This is a genomic window from Actinomyces sp. zg-332 (assembly GCF_011751945.2).
Lineage (GTDB): Bacteria > Actinomycetota > Actinomycetes > Actinomycetales > Actinomycetaceae > ZJ293.
Genome location: NZ_CP064951.1, coordinates 715765 through 732788 on the forward strand (window position 1 = coordinate 715765; position 17024 = coordinate 732788).

At 33.2% G+C, this 17024-nt stretch carries 13 protein-coding genes and 1 pseudogene; 11 read left to right on the plus strand and 3 right to left on the minus strand.

Going from position 1 to position 17024, the window contains the following annotated elements:
* Positions 1–17 precede the first annotated feature (17 nt).
* Entirely contained in the window at positions 18–770 is a 753-nt protein-coding gene (locus HCQ94_RS02865; RefSeq protein ID WP_166981683.1) for a class I SAM-dependent methyltransferase, read from the plus strand.
* 508 nt (positions 771–1278) lie between these two features.
* Positions 1279–2658 (plus strand): class I SAM-dependent RNA methyltransferase, encoded by a 1380-nt coding sequence (locus HCQ94_RS02870; protein WP_166981686.1) that lies wholly within the window; start codon positions 1279–1281, stop codon positions 2656–2658.
* 199 nt (positions 2659–2857) lie between these two features.
* Here HCQ94_RS02870 and HCQ94_RS02875 read toward each other — a convergent pair whose 3' ends face one another.
* Positions 2858–3385 carry a TetR/AcrR family transcriptional regulator C-terminal domain-containing protein gene (locus HCQ94_RS02875; RefSeq protein ID WP_166981689.1) on the minus strand — a complete coding sequence of 176 codons (528 nt, stop codon included), beginning with the start codon at positions 3383–3385 and terminating at the stop codon, positions 2858–2860.
* Positions 3386–3784: 399 nt separating this feature from the next.
* On the opposite strand from HCQ94_RS02875, the gene HCQ94_RS02880 reads away from it, so the two are divergent.
* From HCQ94_RS02880 to HCQ94_RS02890, 3 genes are all read left to right on the plus strand, one after another.
* Positions 3785–4597, plus strand: a complete 813-nt coding sequence (locus HCQ94_RS02880) for an alpha/beta fold hydrolase (RefSeq protein ID WP_232525754.1) — start codon at positions 3785–3787, stop codon at positions 4595–4597.
* Positions 4598–4858: 261 nt separating this feature from the next.
* Positions 4859–5365: an NUDIX hydrolase gene (locus HCQ94_RS02885; RefSeq protein ID WP_198426298.1), complete on the plus strand. Its 507-nt coding sequence runs from the start codon at positions 4859–4861 to the stop codon at positions 5363–5365.
* A 387-nt stretch (positions 5366–5752) separates the two neighbouring features.
* A complete protein-coding gene (locus tag HCQ94_RS02890; RefSeq protein ID WP_166981694.1) occupies positions 5753–7324 on the plus strand; it encodes a hypothetical protein in 1572 nt (523 codons plus the stop codon).
* Positions 7325–7502: 178 nt separating this feature from the next.
* Here the strand turns inward: HCQ94_RS02890 and HCQ94_RS02895 are convergent, their stop codons facing one another.
* Positions 7503–8093 carry a flavin reductase gene (locus tag HCQ94_RS02895; protein ID WP_166977474.1) on the minus strand — a complete coding sequence of 197 codons (591 nt, stop codon included), beginning with the start codon at positions 8091–8093 and terminating at the stop codon, positions 7503–7505.
* Positions 8094–8171: 78 nt separating this feature from the next.
* Between HCQ94_RS02895 and HCQ94_RS02900 the strand changes: the two genes are divergently transcribed.
* Entirely contained in the window at positions 8172–8858 is a 687-nt protein-coding gene (locus HCQ94_RS02900; RefSeq protein ID WP_166981697.1) for an ArsR/SmtB family transcription factor, read from the plus strand.
* Between the two features lie 11 nt (positions 8859–8869).
* Here the strand turns inward: HCQ94_RS02900 and HCQ94_RS02905 are convergent, their stop codons facing one another.
* Positions 8870–9745 (minus strand): LysR family transcriptional regulator, encoded by an 876-nt coding sequence (locus tag HCQ94_RS02905; protein ID WP_166981700.1) that lies wholly within the window; start codon positions 9743–9745, stop codon positions 8870–8872.
* 593 nt (positions 9746–10338) lie between these two features.
* Between HCQ94_RS02905 and HCQ94_RS06325 the strand changes: the two are divergent.
* The 5 genes and pseudogenes from HCQ94_RS06325 to HCQ94_RS02930 all read left to right on the plus strand — a co-directional run.
* Positions 10339–10491, plus strand: a pseudogene (locus HCQ94_RS06325) (DapH/DapD/GlmU-related protein); the annotation flags it as partial.
* A 33-nt stretch (positions 10492–10524) separates the two neighbouring features.
* Positions 10525–11508, plus strand: a complete 984-nt coding sequence (locus HCQ94_RS02915) for an alpha/beta hydrolase (RefSeq protein ID WP_166981703.1) — start codon at positions 10525–10527, stop codon at positions 11506–11508.
* A 244-nt stretch (positions 11509–11752) separates the two neighbouring features.
* Positions 11753–15181 carry a MucBP domain-containing protein gene (locus HCQ94_RS02920; RefSeq protein WP_166981705.1) on the plus strand — a complete coding sequence of 1143 codons (3429 nt, stop codon included), beginning with the start codon at positions 11753–11755 and terminating at the stop codon, positions 15179–15181.
* Between the two features lie 307 nt (positions 15182–15488).
* Positions 15489–15992 (plus strand): hypothetical protein, encoded by a 504-nt coding sequence (locus HCQ94_RS02925; RefSeq protein ID WP_166977486.1) that lies wholly within the window; start codon positions 15489–15491, stop codon positions 15990–15992.
* A 382-nt stretch (positions 15993–16374) separates the two neighbouring features.
* The gene (locus HCQ94_RS02930; protein ID WP_166981708.1) at positions 16375–17022 is read left to right on the plus strand and encodes an aspartate/glutamate racemase family protein; all 648 of its coding nucleotides are present in this window, start codon (positions 16375–16377) and stop codon (positions 17020–17022) included.
* Positions 17023–17024: the final 2 nt, after the last annotated feature.

Genomic DNA, 17024 nt, shown 5'->3' on the forward strand with positions numbered 1-17024 from the left:
AGTAAAGGTGACAAGTTGTGAAATCATATCAGGACATAAATAAAGAAACGATTGATAAATGGGCTGAAGAAGGATGGGAATGGGCAAAGCCTATCTCTCATGAAGAATATGTTAATGCAAAAAATGGTACTTGGAATGTTTTACTAACACCAACTGTATTCGTTCCTCATAGTTGGTTTGGAAACTTAAAAGGTAAGAAAATATTAGGATTGGCATCAGGCGGGGGACAGCAAATGCCAATATTCAACGCATTGGGTGCGATATGTAGCGTGATTGATTACTCTCCAAAACAAATTGAATCTGAGTTGAAAGTTGCAGAAAGACAAGGGTATGAAATAGATGCTATACAGGCAGATATGACAAAAACCTTTCCTTATGATGATGAGACTTTTGATATTGTTTTTCACCCTGTATCAAATTGTTATGTTGAAGATGTACAACATGTTTTTAATGAGACATATAGAGTCTTGAAAAAGGGAGGAATTTTTCTTGCAGGATTAAATAATGAAATCAACTATATTGTTGATGATGATGAAAAAGAAGTAATTTGGCAAATGCCGTTTAACCCTGTGAAAGATGAAAAAGCTAGAGAATACCTGATTAAATACGACGCAGGAATGCAGTTTTCTCATAACATGACGGAACAAATAGGTGGGCAGTTGAAAGCAGGCTTTACATTGCTTGACTTATACGAAGATACTAATGGCTCTGGAAGACTTCATGAATTGAACATCAAAACCTTTATAGCAACTAAATCAGTTAAACTATAAAGTTTATAGTTTGTTGAACATAGTTTCTTGACTGGATAAGTAAATATAGATTGCTTAGTTGTAGTGGAAATATTGTCTTTTGGTTGTATAAATCAATGATGTTTAGGGTAGAACATATATTCTTTAGGAGTTCAAAAACTAATTGAGGTTGTTATTTATAGTATTAGAAAACTCTTAGATTCTTAGTGAGTATTTTTAAAGTAGATAAGTACTATTTGGATAATAAATACGGTGAGTAGAAAATAAGTTCAAAAGTAAAGTATTCTTATTTCTTTGAATTATAAGACAGGGGTACGAAAGTTTCGCAACGCTTTATAAGAGAGCTTCATATATTAAAAAGAGTAAAACATATTTTGAATGTTATCTAAATAATATAGAATGTGTATGAACGTCTAGATTGTATCTGTTATTTCTTGCAAGAAAATCATCGATATGTGTGAAACAATTTCTTGGTAATGTGGTTATAATCTAAGGAAATAAAAATAGATATTTTAGAAATGGTGGAGTAATGTCACAAACCTTTGATTGCCTTCTTGTAAAGCCAGTTCATAAAGGTCAGTGTATTGCACGTGTAAATGGGAAAGTGTTACTTGTACAAGGTGGCATTCCTGGGGAAAAAGTTAGTGTTGAAATTGTTGAAGAAAAAAAGAGCTATTCGGTTGCACGTGTTGTGAAAGTTATTCTGCCTTCTCCTAGCAGAGTATCTGGAGTCTGGCGCGAAGGTGAAGAAAAAGGACTTGGGGGACTAGAATTATCTCATGTTGCTTATCCTGATCAGCTGAAGTGGAAAACTGACGTATTGAATGATAGCTTTTCACGTATTGCTGGAGAAAAAGTCTTAGCTCAGCTCAAAGAATTGCCTCCAATAAATGTTAGGGATGTAAATACTCGTTCAGGCTATGCAGTGCATGGTCTACCACCTGCGAAAGATCATACACATTGGCGTACACGTATGGTGTTTGTAGCTGATAAAGATTCTAATTTAGGGATGAGTAAATATCACACCAATGATATTCTTGCTGTTGAAACTATGCCTTTAGCATCTAAGAAAATTTTAGATAGTGGTATTTTAGGCAAAAACGGTATTTTAAAAAGTGTCTTATCACCTGGAGATATAGTTTATTGTGTAGTAGATAGTCAAGATGGTGTCTATTTTACAGTCAATGATGTTACTTATGATGTTAATGGTGAAATTATAAATAATCCTGTACTTATTGAAAGAGTAAAAACTTTTGCTTCAGATGTATATGAGTATAAGGTAAATCCTACATCTTTTTGGCAAATTCATGAAAAAGCACCAAATATTCTAGTTGATACTGTTTTGAAGGCTTCGAGTGGGCAAGACTTTTCTTCTTACAGTGATTTCAATCCTTTAGTTTTAAGGGATTCTGCTTTTAGTTTAGGGGAAAAAATTCGTCAGAGTCTTGCTGGTAAAAAGGTTTTAGAACTTTATAGCGGAAGTGGGCTTTTTACTAAACCTCTAGCTGATTACGTTGGTAAAAACGGTAAAATTGTAGCTATTGAAGGTGATAGGCAAGCTACGCAAAGTGCTAAGGAAAACTTGAAAGATAGCTTAAATGTAGAATGTTTCAAAGCCAATATTGACGGAAAGCTTATCTCTAAAGTGATTTCCAAATATGGACAATTTGATGTTGTTGTGGCTGACCCCTCACGTTCAGGTTGTGGTAAGGAAGTTGTGCAAAAGATTTGTGCTGAAAGTGGTGCTGAATACTTCGTTTATATAGCTTGTGATATTGCTTCGTTGAGCCGTGATATAAAAGTAGCTGTAGAAAATGGTTATAAGATTGCGCAGATAGTTTCTTATGATTTATTCCCGCATACTCATCACTTCGAGACGGTGGCTCTGCTTGAAAGAGTGCGAAAGTAAAGATTTGTAAGACTACATTTAGAGATGTTTTTTGTATTTTGTTGGGAGCTTTTACTATTTGTAATAAGCACTTAATCGAGATAAACGATTTTAATGTTAATTTGACAGTTGTGATTGGTACTTGATAGACAACAAAACTCTGAGGGTCTTAGTGTTAGTTATTTTACAAGGATATTCAAATAGTTAGTTTAGAGAGTTTTTATTCATGAAAAAATATTTTTCTTAAACTTTCTGGCATAGAAATAAACATCATTTCCACTACAGTTTCCGCCGGTATGCTACTGTCGCTAAGTAGCCATTCTTTTGTCATACCCACACCACCGTGGCAGTAAAGACGAATGCTATACATAGTTTGGGGATCTAATGTATCTGTGTCTAAAATTCTTTTTGCTTCTTCGGAATATCTGTGAACGAAGTACTCAACCATATATTTCCATAAAGAATATTTTGACGTATCTTCGTATGTTCGTTTGTAAAAAGTAAAGTCTTCTCTCATTTGATTCATACTTTTGGCTACTGATTCGATTGATATAATGTTCGTTTCAAAAGCGTTATGAAAAAATATCCATGCTAGAAGATCGTATTTATCTTTGAAATGATAATAAAAAGTCGGACGCTGTATTTCTGCTTCTTTACAGATTTCTGTTACACGGATTTTTTCTATCTTTTTCTTTACCATAAGTTTTTTCATAGCATTAGCTATCCATATTTTTGTTCGTTCAGCCATTTTTTTAAAACCCATTTCTTACAAAATAGTATATATGTAATAAAATATAACATAATTCTATTTTTGTATATAGGATTTTTTCAAGCTTCTAAATAGAATAATCTTGGAGAATAAATAGAAATAATTTAGGAAGTAGAAAAATAAGGTTTCATAAATTACAAATCTAAAGTACTTAAAATATTGCTGGGAAAGACCTACTAAAAGATTTTATTGTAGAAAGGTATAAGACAAAAGAGCTGTTATTACCTTATGATTACGAGGATAAATTGTTCATATAACGATTAATAGAGTTGAGCATCGCTGATAAAAACGAAAGCAAGCGTGGGCTAGATAGAAAATTTACAAGAATTTTATATTTGAACTTGAAGAAAAGGAGTGAAAAATATGTCGTATTTGACAATGAAAGACGGAACAAAAATATATTACGAGGATCATGGACAGGGAGAAACCCTTTTATTCAGCCATGGACTTAATTCTTCACATTTAGCACTTAGAGATTTTATTAATGAGTTCAAGGGAGAATATAGGGTTGTCTTTTATGACCAGCGCGGACATGAATCTTCTGATAGAGCAAAAATTCACATGAACGTAAAAACTCTCGGGCAGGATATGAACGAGTTAATTGAAGCATTAGATCTGAAAGATATAACCGTGATTGGGCATTCTATGGGAGCGGCATCTATTTTCAGCTATGTTGATCAGTTTGGCTGTGGAAAGCTAAAAAGAATCGTTGCTGCAGATATGTCTCCAAGAATTAGTAATGCTGACTGGCAAGGCGGAATTGGTCAGGGACAGTGGACAGACGAAGACTTCATGCAAGATTTAGAGAGAATCTTTGATAATATCGGATACGCTGGTTGGTATATTACGAAGAATATGATGAATCCCGCTCTTGCTGATTTCCCTGTAGAAATGGAAGAAGCGATGATAGTACTTTGCGGAAAAGGTTTTGATCCTCTTACAATGGCAAGCTTATGGTTCTCATTGTTTAGAGTAGATCAACGTCCTGTAATGGAAAAGATTACTGTTCCATTTCTTTATATTATGCCGGAAATTCCTCTCTATAACATGACAAATGTTGATTTTATGAGGAGTCACGTTAAAGGCTCTTTCACCTTGGAAAAAGATTTTCCAGGAACAACTCATAATATTTTTGAGCAGATGCCACATGAGGTGGCTGATAAAGTAAAGAGCTTTATTAATAAGAATTAAGAAGAAATACGTTTATAGGTATAGAAAATTCTTAGTTACGCCTCGATAATATCTGCTAGGATTTACGCCTCTTTTTACTGTTTAAGAGTGATAGGTGTAATACTAATCTTCTTGCTCTGTAATGCATATGTGATGAACAACGCATAAGTTTTGCTTGTAGTACCGATAAAATGACTAAATAGCCTATAGTAGTTAATATAGACTATGGGTAACCATAACTTATTGCGCAACCTTAATCTAAACAGAGCAGGAGGATTAATTATGCATAAAATAGGCGAAGAATCTGTTTATGAGGGGCGAATTTTAGATTTAAAAATCGAGCATTACGAATTAGATGGCAAGATTTTAAAAAGAGAATTGGTTGTTCATAAAGATGCCGTTGCTATTTTGCCGGTGGATAATCAGGGATATACCTATTTAGTAAAACAATATCGAAGCGCTATAAAAGATTATGTGTTAGAAGTCCCAGCGGGTCTTGTAGAAGATGGGGAAGACTATGAAGAAGCAGCCCTTAGAGAGCTACAGGAAGAAGTCGGATTTACGGCTAAGAATTTGGAAAAAGTTTTTCAAGGATACAATAGCGTCGGTTTTTGTACAAAGAAAACCACTGTTTATATAGCTAACGATTTATCTGTATCTAAACTTCCAGAAGATGATGATGAGGATATAGAAATTGTTAAAATCCATATTGATGATTTAAAACAGATGTATTATGAAGGAAAAATAAAGGATTTTAAGACAGCTATCGCAATATTAAACCATAATTAGTAGTAGGTTTAGGTGATATACGTTGAAGAACGTCTATATGCTAGGCAATACGTTTATGCATGAGTGTTGAATGATACGTATTTGTTATATATAGTTATTGTGTTACACGGAATTTTGCAGATAGTAGTCCACATTTATAACAATATTATTTCCGAGGAATAACTTTTTAACCTTTGATTTCTTAATATAAAATATCATAACTATCTTGTGAATAAATAATATGTTTATTGTAATTTCAAAGCTAAATGCATATTATTAATGGGTGTATTACAAAGAAGTCATATTACCAAATTAGTAACCATTTTACTTATTATAATGATTGTCTTTATAGTTTTACATTTTACGCCCCTTAGGGGAACGCTGATTTATAAAAATGGGTGAGGGGTTATGAAGTTAGTAAACTTTTTAACGAAGAAAAATATTTTATTTTTAAGTATAGCTATAGGTGCTTTGAGTTTAATTTCAGAAATACTAGTATTTCAAATACAAAACCCACTAGCAATATTATCGTACGGTGCAACCATTAGTGTTTTATATACTTTTGTGATGATATTACTAGTTGTGCAAATTATTGCTAGCGGCTTTGTAGTATATAGTACCAAAGAAAAATTTTATAAAATCAATTTGGGAGTTAATATATTAGCTTTCATTGTGCTTATATTTGCTAGAACTGTGACTGGGTTAGTGTCTAACCTAGATAGTGTGTCTGGTTTTCTTGATACAGCCGCTAATTACTCTTCTATTACGTTAGACGATATCACTAGAGCTGTTGTATCTTTAATTCTAGGATACGCAATTTTAATAGTATATGGTATTTATGCTTTAGTTTTGCTAGTAAAGGCTACAAATGCTGAAAGTAGTGGTGCTAGTGCAAATATTAGTGAAGTAAATCCTCAAGCTTCAGGTGAGACAGTTAATGAAGACTCAATTAACCAGCTTAATGAAAGTGCTGAAGAGCTTGCTGAAAAGACTAAAGCTATGGCTGGAATGATTGCAGATAAAACTAAAGTCATGGCTGAAGGCTTGGGTGAAAAAAGTAAAGAAACAGCTGAAGAGCTATCTAAAAAGACTAAGGAAGCACACAAAGAAGTTACATCTTTTATAAAATCGAAAAAAGGTAAAGCAATATTGATTCCAACTACTGTAGTTGTTGTTCTAGCACTTGCAGTTGGTGTTTATTTTGGATTTATACATAAAACTGAAGTAGATGTTAGACCATACTTTTCCATTGAATTTGAAGGAGAAAGTGGAAAAGGTGAGATTGTAAGCACCCTTGATACTCAAAAAATTGTTACTTTAGGAAACGATGAAGATAAGAAATCATTTATTAATAAGGTAAGTGTGGAATTTGATAAAACTAACAACCTAAAAAATGGTGATAAAGTTACAGCTACATATTCTTTGAGTACTGGCAATGACAGTTATAATGGTTACGTTATTGCAACTAAAACAAAGACTTTTATAGTAAAAGGTCTAGATGATTATATAAATGATGTTAAAGATATTTCATCTAAAGAAATGGCTACTTTAGACAATATAGTTAAAGAAAAACTAGATAAAATTACTAATAAAATAGAAACTACAGGATCAAACGGTGGATATCACCTTGATAGTAAAGAACCTATTAAAATTGATAAGGTTGATCAAGTTGGTAAAGTCCTAGTTAAATCTGAAGAAAATAACTGTAGCATCTATTACGTTTACCGCATTGTTATTAGTGGTAAAGAACGTAGTATATTCGGAGAAGAGAAGAAAGACGTTGTTGTACACGAGTACAGAATATTTAGTACTGATAGACTTCGTAAACCACTTCAAACAAAAGAAATATTGCGAGACTATAGTAGTAAACAAGAATACTTAGCAGATAAAGATGAATACAAAGATATGACAGCTGCTAAGATTATTAATAGATTTATGGGGATTGCTGATAGCGATGAGATTATACCTATAGATAAATGATACCGTTTATTTATGTAATAGATGATTAATGCTCTTAGCTTTGTACGTAAGCAAATTACAACTAACTCATAAAAGCCCTCTATATTCATTATAGAGGGCTTAAACCATGTTACGTATTATTCATTTAAAGCTAAGTTAGGGGAGTAATACACTAAAGTTACAGCTATTACGCAAGTATTTAATGCTCAGCAAATCTAAAGTTTTTACCCAAAGATTTTTCAGTAGTTACGTATTGCCTAAATTTATAAATTAGTGGTTGCCACTTTGATACGTCAATATGGGAATCATCGTGTAGTATTTTTTCGTCAACTAATATATTTACTATTTCACATTCTACAATCGCAAAACCTTCTCTTATGAATATTTCTGAAACAGTTGTTTCAATTTGTATAGGGCATTGCTGTATACGTGCTGTTTCTACTGATATTCCTCTCGCTTTAGAAAAATTGCCTAAAGTAAATTTATCTGCACAGAATTCATATCCCATTTTTTGCTTATAATCAGGGACATCTTTTTTGCCAGTAGTTTTTGCTATAGACTCGACTTTTTCCCACATACTTCCCTCAGCTATATTGAAAGTTACTTGTCGATTTAAAACTAGATTACTATAGCCTTGACTATTTACAGCTATACCAATTACTAAAGAGTTGTTTAAATTCCATGTTGAACTAATAACTGTAATATTATCTTCTCCTATCTCATTTTTCGTAGTCATAAGTACTACTGGAAAACCATAATATAGGCTATCTTTGTCAAGTTTTTTAAACATATTTTTACCTCCGAGTAAAGTATAATATTTGTATTAATCGATGTTCATAGATATGAATAAAACTGATTGTGGGATTTTATGAATGGTTTTCCTCAGTTACATGAAGTAACAAAAGTTCTGGCTGATAAATCGAGATTAGATATATTGACTATACTAATGGATAACAGATTTCATACTGTTAGTGAGCTAGCTAGAAAAGTTAAACTTAAAAGTCATACTGTTTCATATCATTTGAAAAAGCTTAATGAGATGGAATGGGTTTCTTATTATAAACAGGGGAAAAACTCTTACTATAAACTTACTTCAGACGAAGTTGCACACCTACTTGAAAATATGATGAATATTTCACCAATCAAAGAAGTAAACTCTCTACGCAAATATGAAGAATATAATAAATTGAAACATGGAAGAACCTGTTATAAACATTTGGCTGGAGTAATAGGCGTAGACTTTCTCAATAACCTCATAAAGTATGAATATATTACCCTTCAAATGAATGCAATACATCTTAGTGTAAAAGGAGAAGAATTTTTTGAAAATCTAGGTTTAGATATTGCTAGTATAAAGAAACAATCAGGAGAGTTTATAAAGCCTTGTTTAGATTGGACTGAAAGACTCTTTCATCTGAGTGGAAATCTTGGGAAAGCTTTCTTGAATTTATGTATAGACGGTGGATATATTTTGCAAAATTCTACTGATAGAAGTGTAACTTTGTCTAAAGATGGAGAAGAATTTTTCTCAAAACTATTTGCTGAATCTGCTTAGAAATAATACATTCACACTATTTGCTTAGTAAATTCTTCCAAAAATATTGAAGCGGCTTTAGAAAGTTGATCTGGTTTAGCCCATATTAATCGCATCGGTGACAAAATGGGAGGATTAATTGGCTTAAAACATAGCGAACTATCTCCATCAGTATTAATCAACTTATCGAAACTAAAGGCATATCCTAGTCCTTCTCGAACAAAAATAGAAGCATTATAAATCAAATCGTAGGTTGCAACGATATTAAGTTTTTCTTGCATATTTTTTATTTCGTTAGGCATTTCATCTGTAAAACCTTGTCTGGAAATAATTAGTGGTAGAGAGCAAAAATCGTCAAAGGATATATTTGTTTTACTAGCTAACGGGTCATCTTTTCTCATTAAAATTCCCCATTTATCTTCATAAGGCAAGGGGAGAGAATTATATAAGGAAGTGTCCATATTTTGCACAACAACAGCAAAGTCGAGAAGACCATTATTAAGATAACTTGTTAGCGATTGAAAGTTACCACTGTGCAGATTAAAACGTATATTGTGATATGTAGATTGTAATTTTTTAGCAACATTAGCGACTAAAGATATACCTTCAGATTCAGCGCAGCCGATGTTTATTTCACCACCATCAAAATCATTCATTGAACTAAACTCCAAGATTGTCTTATCTATTAAGGCTAGAATATCTATAGCACGTTTATAAAGAGTTTGTCCTTGCGGGGTTAGCTTAATGTGATAGTTGCTACGTAAGAATAATTTTTGCCCTACTTCTCGTTCCAGCTCTTTGAGTTGACGCGAAAGAGTTGGTTGGGTTATATGAAGTTTTTGAGCGGCTTTGGTAATGCTATTGTTTCTTGCAACTTCTACAAAGTATCGCAGTACTCTAGTTTCCATTTTTTCCTTTTTATTTGGTAAAAATCTATTAAGTAAAATTTATCAGATATTTATAAAAAGCATAACTAATTATAGAAAATAAGTATTTGATATTTCTGTTTTAGAAAAATATCTTTAAAAGTAAGAGAAATGAAATGCAAGAAATTTAAGATGTTATGAATTTGTGAAGAATAGGAGGAAAGAAGATGGAAACAGAGGTAAAAGAATTCTTAGAGTACGTAAAAGCTGGAAAAGAAATACAAAGTGGAACGCAAATACAAAAAACTGTTTCTAAACTCGCAGATGAAGCCATGAAACTCACATCAAAACTAAATAATAGTTACTGTACCAGAGAAGAAATTATTGATTTGATGAGTAAGATTACTGGAAGAAAAATAGATTCCAGCTTTTCATTATTTCCACCTTTTAACACAGACTGCGGTAAGAATATTGAAATAGGCAGGGAAGTTTTTATTAATTCAGGTTGTAAATTTCAAGATCAAGGTGGAATAACTATAGGAGATAGAGTTTTGATAGGTCACAACGTAGTACTAGCAACTTTAAACCATCCACAGCCCGTATCCAGACGTCAAAATCTTATCCCTAAACCAATAAAGATAGGAAATGATGTATGGATCGGAGCAAATGCGACGGTTTGTCCAGGAGTAAGTATAGGACAAGGCGCAATTGTTGCAGCTGGTGCTGTAGTTACAAAAGATGTTTTACCAAATACTGTTGTGGCTGGAGTTCCAGCAAAACTAATTAAAAATATAAGCGATAATTAATGTATAAGGAAAAAGATGCTTGAGATAGAAAAACTAGAATTAGTGACACAATGGGATAAAACTTTCGCTAAGAGCAAGCTAGTAGATCATGAAAAAGTCCTTTTCAAAAATAGGTACGGTATAACGCTGGTGGCAGATATGTATACTCCTAAGAATATTGATACCAAGATGCCAGCTCTAGCTATTAGTGGACCATTTGGTGCTGTAAAGGAACAATCTAGTGGGTTATACGCTCAAACTATAGCTGAAAAAGGATTTATAACGATTGCTTTTGATCCGTCTTTTACTGGGGAAAGTACAGGGATGCCACGTTTTGTTGCTTCTGCCGATATAAATACCGAAGATTTTCAAGCAGCGGTAGATTTTTTATCTTTGCATGAAAAAGTAGATCCTGAAAAAATTGGAATAGTTGGTATCTGTGGTTGGGGAGGAATGGCTATTAATGCAGCAGTAATTGACACTAGAATCAAAGCCACAGTAGCAGTAACTATGTATGATATGTCTAGAGTTAGCGCAAATGGTTATTTTGACATGGAAGATAGTGCAGAAAACAGGTATGAAAATAAAAAGAGGTTAAACGAGCAGAGAATAAAAGACTATGTAAACGGAAGCTATGCAAAAAACGGTGGAGTAGTAGACCCTCTTCCTCAAGATGCACCAGATTTTGTTAAAGATTACCACTCATATTATAAGACTGGCAGAGGTTATCACTCTCGTTCTTTAAATTCTAATGATGGATGGAATATAACTGGAACTATGTCCTTTATGAATCAGCCTATAATGAGACATAGTGATGAAATCAGGAATGCCGTTTTATTAGTGCATGGTGAAAAAGCACATTCGTATTACTTTAGTAAAGATACATTTGAAAAACTAAAAGGAGAAAATAAACACTTCATTACAATTCCAAATGCTGTACATGTAGATTTATATGATGATATAAACATCATACCTTTTGATGAAATAATAAAGTTTTTCAGAAAATATTTAGATAGTTAATATTGTATTAAGGTGTAGTTAGTTTTGTAATTACACCTTATTTTTTATATCGAAACTCTGTCTTTAAAATACTAGTTTTATTGAAGAATACTAGTAAACAAAACTCTTAAATAACTATTTTTAGCTTATACATTGGGAAGATTATAAAGTTTGTATAAATACTACTCCTATGACTTGTAACAGAGTGTATTACATAAATACTTTTCTGATACCATGTTTACGCAAGTTATTTATTAGGGGAGAAATGCATAAAAATAATTTTATTAAGAATAATATTAAGGTAGGTGTATCCTCATTATTGCTAGGATCACTACTTTTTGTTACTCCTCCAGTTTATGCAACTACAGATGTAAGTAGTACATCATCTGTATCAGATGCTACAGGAAGTTCTGTTGTATCTGCTTTTTCTGGAGGCGGAGCACTAAATGCAGTACCTACGGGAAGACAAGTAACACCTATAGTTACTGCTTCAGTCAATCCTACAACTTTACATGCTGTACCAACTTTGTATGGTAATCAGTTTAAATTTGATATGAGCTTTGAAGGACAAGAGCTACATAAGGGAGACTATTTCTATGTAGAGTCTCAAGATGTTCCAGTTGAGCTTCCTAGAACTTTTGTAGTATCAGCAGGCGATAAGAAAGAAGTTACTATTGCAACTGTTGAACGTGTAGGTTATGAAAGTGACTACTATAGAGGTCAAGATTCAACAGATTCGACTCGCTTTGACTTATCTACAAGTAAAGAATATGTTACAAAGAAAATTAAATATAAGGTAACCTTCAATGATAAAGTAGAAGGATTAAAAGACGTAAAAGCGTCCGTAACTAGAACTATGAATACACAAACTTTGGGTGTTACTAAAGAAAAACCAGTTAACCTCAAAGTATGGGTAAACGGACAAGTAGTTAAAGAGCAGACTTATACTTTAAAACCGTTTAATAATGCTACTGGTGGAGCTGGTGGATATGGACACCACGCTGTAAATGATGGTAAAAGTTCCTATGCCCGTATGAACTCAATGTTGTACGATTTCCGTCCTCTAGGCACTCCAGAAGATATTGCTTTTTCTAAAGATGTAAAAACTCAAGGCATATTGACCTTAAACGGTGAAATTGGCGGGTTGCCAGATGGATTTATAGCTAAGATTAGCGCAAAAGACACAAACCCCAACCCATACACCTGGGCAGATAACAATATGGTCGGTAAAAAACTACCTGTTTATTATATGCCTTACGATGAAAATGGTGTACCTCAGGCTAATTCTAAAGATAAAAGCGTTTATGTTACTCCAGATAATATGTACATGATTATTGAAAGCATAAGTCCGGATAAAAAAGAAGCAACTATACGTTTTTATGGAAACTACTCTAAGCCAGGCATAATTATTAATGGTACGCTTAACCCTACTAAAGAAGTAGGAAATGAGACCTCTAAATTTGGTGTTACGCTAAAGAATGAAAAGTGGGATCCTACAACTAAACTAGCAGAAAAATACGGTAATAAATATGGTCAAGCTGATAACTTGTATTACCATAACATTTTAATTACTGAGCCTAGTGGTAAAGCTTTAGATAAACCTCAAGCTATGGCAGGTGGTAACTATCGTTATGCAGATTCTGCTAAATTCTCAGCTCTTCTTGCAACTGTTTCAAATCCTGATCAAGTTTTAAAGGGAACTGTTATCGTAAACTATGTTGATGTTAATGGTAACTTAATCAAAGAAAAGGACCTTGTAAAAGATGTCGAGAACGCAGATGTTGATTCTGATTACGACACGATTGCTGACAGGCGTTTGCCTTCTATTGAAAAGAACGGCAAGAAGTACGTCCCAATTAAAGCAGGTAATTACACAGTTGGTACAGTTGGAAAAGAAAGTAATCTAACAACAAGTAGAATCAAAGGTCTAGTTGCTTCTGATGACCCAAATGGTGCTGAACCAAGCGGTAAAGTTGCACAAGGTACAAAGTATGTAACTTATGTTTATGAAGAAGAAAAACCAGAACCTGAGAAAGTTGGCTCAGTTGTTGTCAAGTATGTAAATACAAATGGCGATACAATTGCAACTGATGTACAAGATACTGTGAACAAGCCAGTTAACTCTGACTACGATACAACTGATTACAAGCCAGAACGAATTTATAAGAACGGTAAAGTATACGTTTATAAAGAACTTAAAACTGGTGATAAAGAAAAAGGCAAAGTTGCTGAAGGTACAACTGAAGTAACTTACATCTATGAAGAGCCTAAAGGCAATGTTCTTGTTCATTTTGTTGATATTGCTGGTAAAACAATTCGCCCTGATGAAAGTGATATTGAAAACGCTACTGTAGGTACAGATTACAACACAGAAGAAGATCACAAGCCAAAGACTATTACTTTCGAAAACAAGAAATACGAAATTGTTGAAACCTTAACTAAGGGACATGAAAAAGGTAAAGTTGCCGAAGGTACAACTCACGTCACTTATGTATATCGTGAAATTGTAACTCCTCCTCCAGCAGAAAAAGTTGGGTCAGTTACTGTTCACTATGTTGAAGAGGGAACTAACACTCCTATAGCAACTGATGTTAAAGACACAGTAAATGCTAAGGTCGGTACTACTTACGATACAACTGATTACAAGCCAGAACGAATTTACAAAAATGGTAAAGTATACGAATTTGTAAAGCTCAAAGAGGGTGACGTAGAAAAAGGTAATGTAGAAGAGAAACTAACTGAAGTAACTTATATTTATAAAGAAGTTAAAGGTAAGGTTCTTGTACACTATATTGATATCAAAGGTACTACAATCCGTCCTGATGAAGTATATACTGAAAGTGCTTCCGTGGGAACAGCTTACAATACAAGTGAAGATCACAAACCGGAAACTATTATTTTCCAAGGAAAAGAATATAAGATTGTTCCAGTCCTAACTAAGGGCAACGAGGAAGGCAAAGTTGTCGAAGGTACAACTCACGTTACCTATGTTTATGAGGAAATAAAGGGCTCTGTGATTGTTCACTACAAAGATAAACAAGGTAAAACTATTTCAGACGACGTAGAGGATGAAAAGAATTCTGAAGTTGGTAAAAAATACAATACTAAAGATCAGATAAAAGAAAAAATCACTACACCTGACGGAAAAGTATATAAGCGTGTGCCTGAACTAACTGAAGGTAAAGAAGAAGGTAAAGTTGCCAAGGAAACTACTCACGTAACTTATATTTATGAAGAAGTTAAAGGTAAGGTTGTTGTCCATTACGTTGATACTGCTGGTAAGACAATCCGTCCTGATGAAGTAGATACTGAAAGCGCTTCAGTAGGCACAGACTACAACACTGATGATCACAAACCAGAAACTATTACTTTCAAGGGAAAGAAATATAGGATTCTGCCAGCAATCATCATTGGAAAAGAAAAAGGAAAGGTTGCTGAAGGTACAACTAACGTAACTTATGTTTACGAAGAGATAAAGGAGCCAAGTGCTTCACCTAAGCCTCCAACTCCTACAGATCCTTCTAATATTCCTGCGCCTAAGCAAGGAAAACCTTCACAGCCAGGACCTAAAGCTAAGCAAGCTCCATTGGCAAGCACAGGTTATATTCCTGTAACAGACATTGCACTATACAGTCTATTTGTATTTTCTCTAACTGCTCTAATTAGAGTAATCAGAAAAAGAAAAGAAGACTAATAGTTAGTAGTGAAAGTTTATAATATCTGACAGATATTCACTTATAAGATAACTGAATAAGTATTTGTTAGGTGATAAGTTATCAGATACGGATATGGCGGGTAAAATATTACCCGTCATATTCTTTTTAAAGTAAAACTCTAAAGATAAAGGGAAATCGTTGTCATAATCACTAGTACTTTTAGTGGTTTTCTAAAGATTTTGCTGGGGAAAAATATTTATATATAGTAAATATCACGAGGGTTCGTTATATTGTAAATAATGTAAATGCGTTCTATATGATACTTGAGGTTTTAGGTGGGATAAAATGCAAGAAAAAATGGCAACTCCGTATAAGTCTGAGAAACGAAAAATACACGATGACGCTCTTAGTCCAGTTCCGCGTAAAAACTTAATTTTTCTTGAGGATGGTTTATTAGCCGGCGATATAATTCTTTTATGGAGAATACAGTTTGGTACTTTCACAAATCAAACAGTATTTCCAAAATACTTTGAATATACTTATGGTATTAATGCTCCTAAACATTTAGAAACTCTTATAGAAAAAGAGTATGTAATAGAAGAATCGGCATTTATGTCTCTTGACCATATTCGTGGAGAGGAAAAGAAAAAAATCTTAAAAGAAAAAGGTGTAAAAGGTTTATCAAAGTTAAAAGTGAAAGATTTAGACACCTTACTTGCTCAAAACTTTAGCGAATTGGAACTTAGTAAGTACTTTTCAATAAGGGGATATAAACTGACTTCAAAGGGGAAAAAAGCTCTAGAAAGTAACCAAGCAGTAGTAGATAAACATCCTAAGAAAAATATCTAATACTCTTATTTATAAATACTTTAGTGAGTTAAGATAATATTTATACTTTTAAATATTTGCTTTACAAGTTCTAAGGTAGTTTTGAAAACAAGATAAACTGAAGAGTCTCTACGCTACTTAACACAAGATGAAAGTTATTTGCGTGTCTGTGGATTATTATATTATGTAATCAAATTCTTAATTCTAATAGTGCCATGAGTGAGAAGCTAAGTAAAAGCGACCTGAATTTACAAAATATGCTTTTATGATATCTTACTTGAAAGATAGAGGAACTCTACTTTTTACGGATAAAACATACAAGTATTTTTCTTTTTGAAATAATATTTGGAAAGCTCTTGAAAAATTGTTTTCTGCAGTATATAAACTATTCAGGAGGTTTTTTATGAGAAAAATCGCAGTCATGGCTGGAACTATTCAAGATACTAATATGGGTAGAAAAGTTCTTGAAGAAAAGGGTTATATTTGCCACGGCGAAATTCCTGTTTCTAATACGCCTCTTGAACAGATGATTTTCCAGACAAAGAGTTCTGAATATAAAAAAGAAATAATATCTAAGCACATACGTAGTCTTGAAGATGAGGGATTTACACATCTTTTTGTATACTGTAACTCCCTTAGTGGTGCTGTAGATTTTGATGAGTTAGCTGGTGAAACTGGTATAAAAATAGTTACACCTTTACATGCATATAAAGAAGTGGCTGTTAGTGCTGATAAAATTATGGTTATTTCTGCCAATGCTCAAGGACTTGCTGGAATTGAAAAAGTGCTTTTTTCAGCTAATGAAAATCTTCAACTTATCGGTATTACTTTACTTGAAATGGTAAAAGCGATTGAAAACAACTTTCCACCAGAAAAAATATTAGAAGATTTCAAATTGGAGTCACTACTACAGTATGGTGAATACTTTGGAATTGAAAAAATAATTTTAGGATGTACACATTTTCCATATTTAGAAAATCAGCTGACAACTAAAACTCGTATCGAAGTAGTTAACCCTGCTAATAAGATGATTAGTTTACTTAACATATAGGA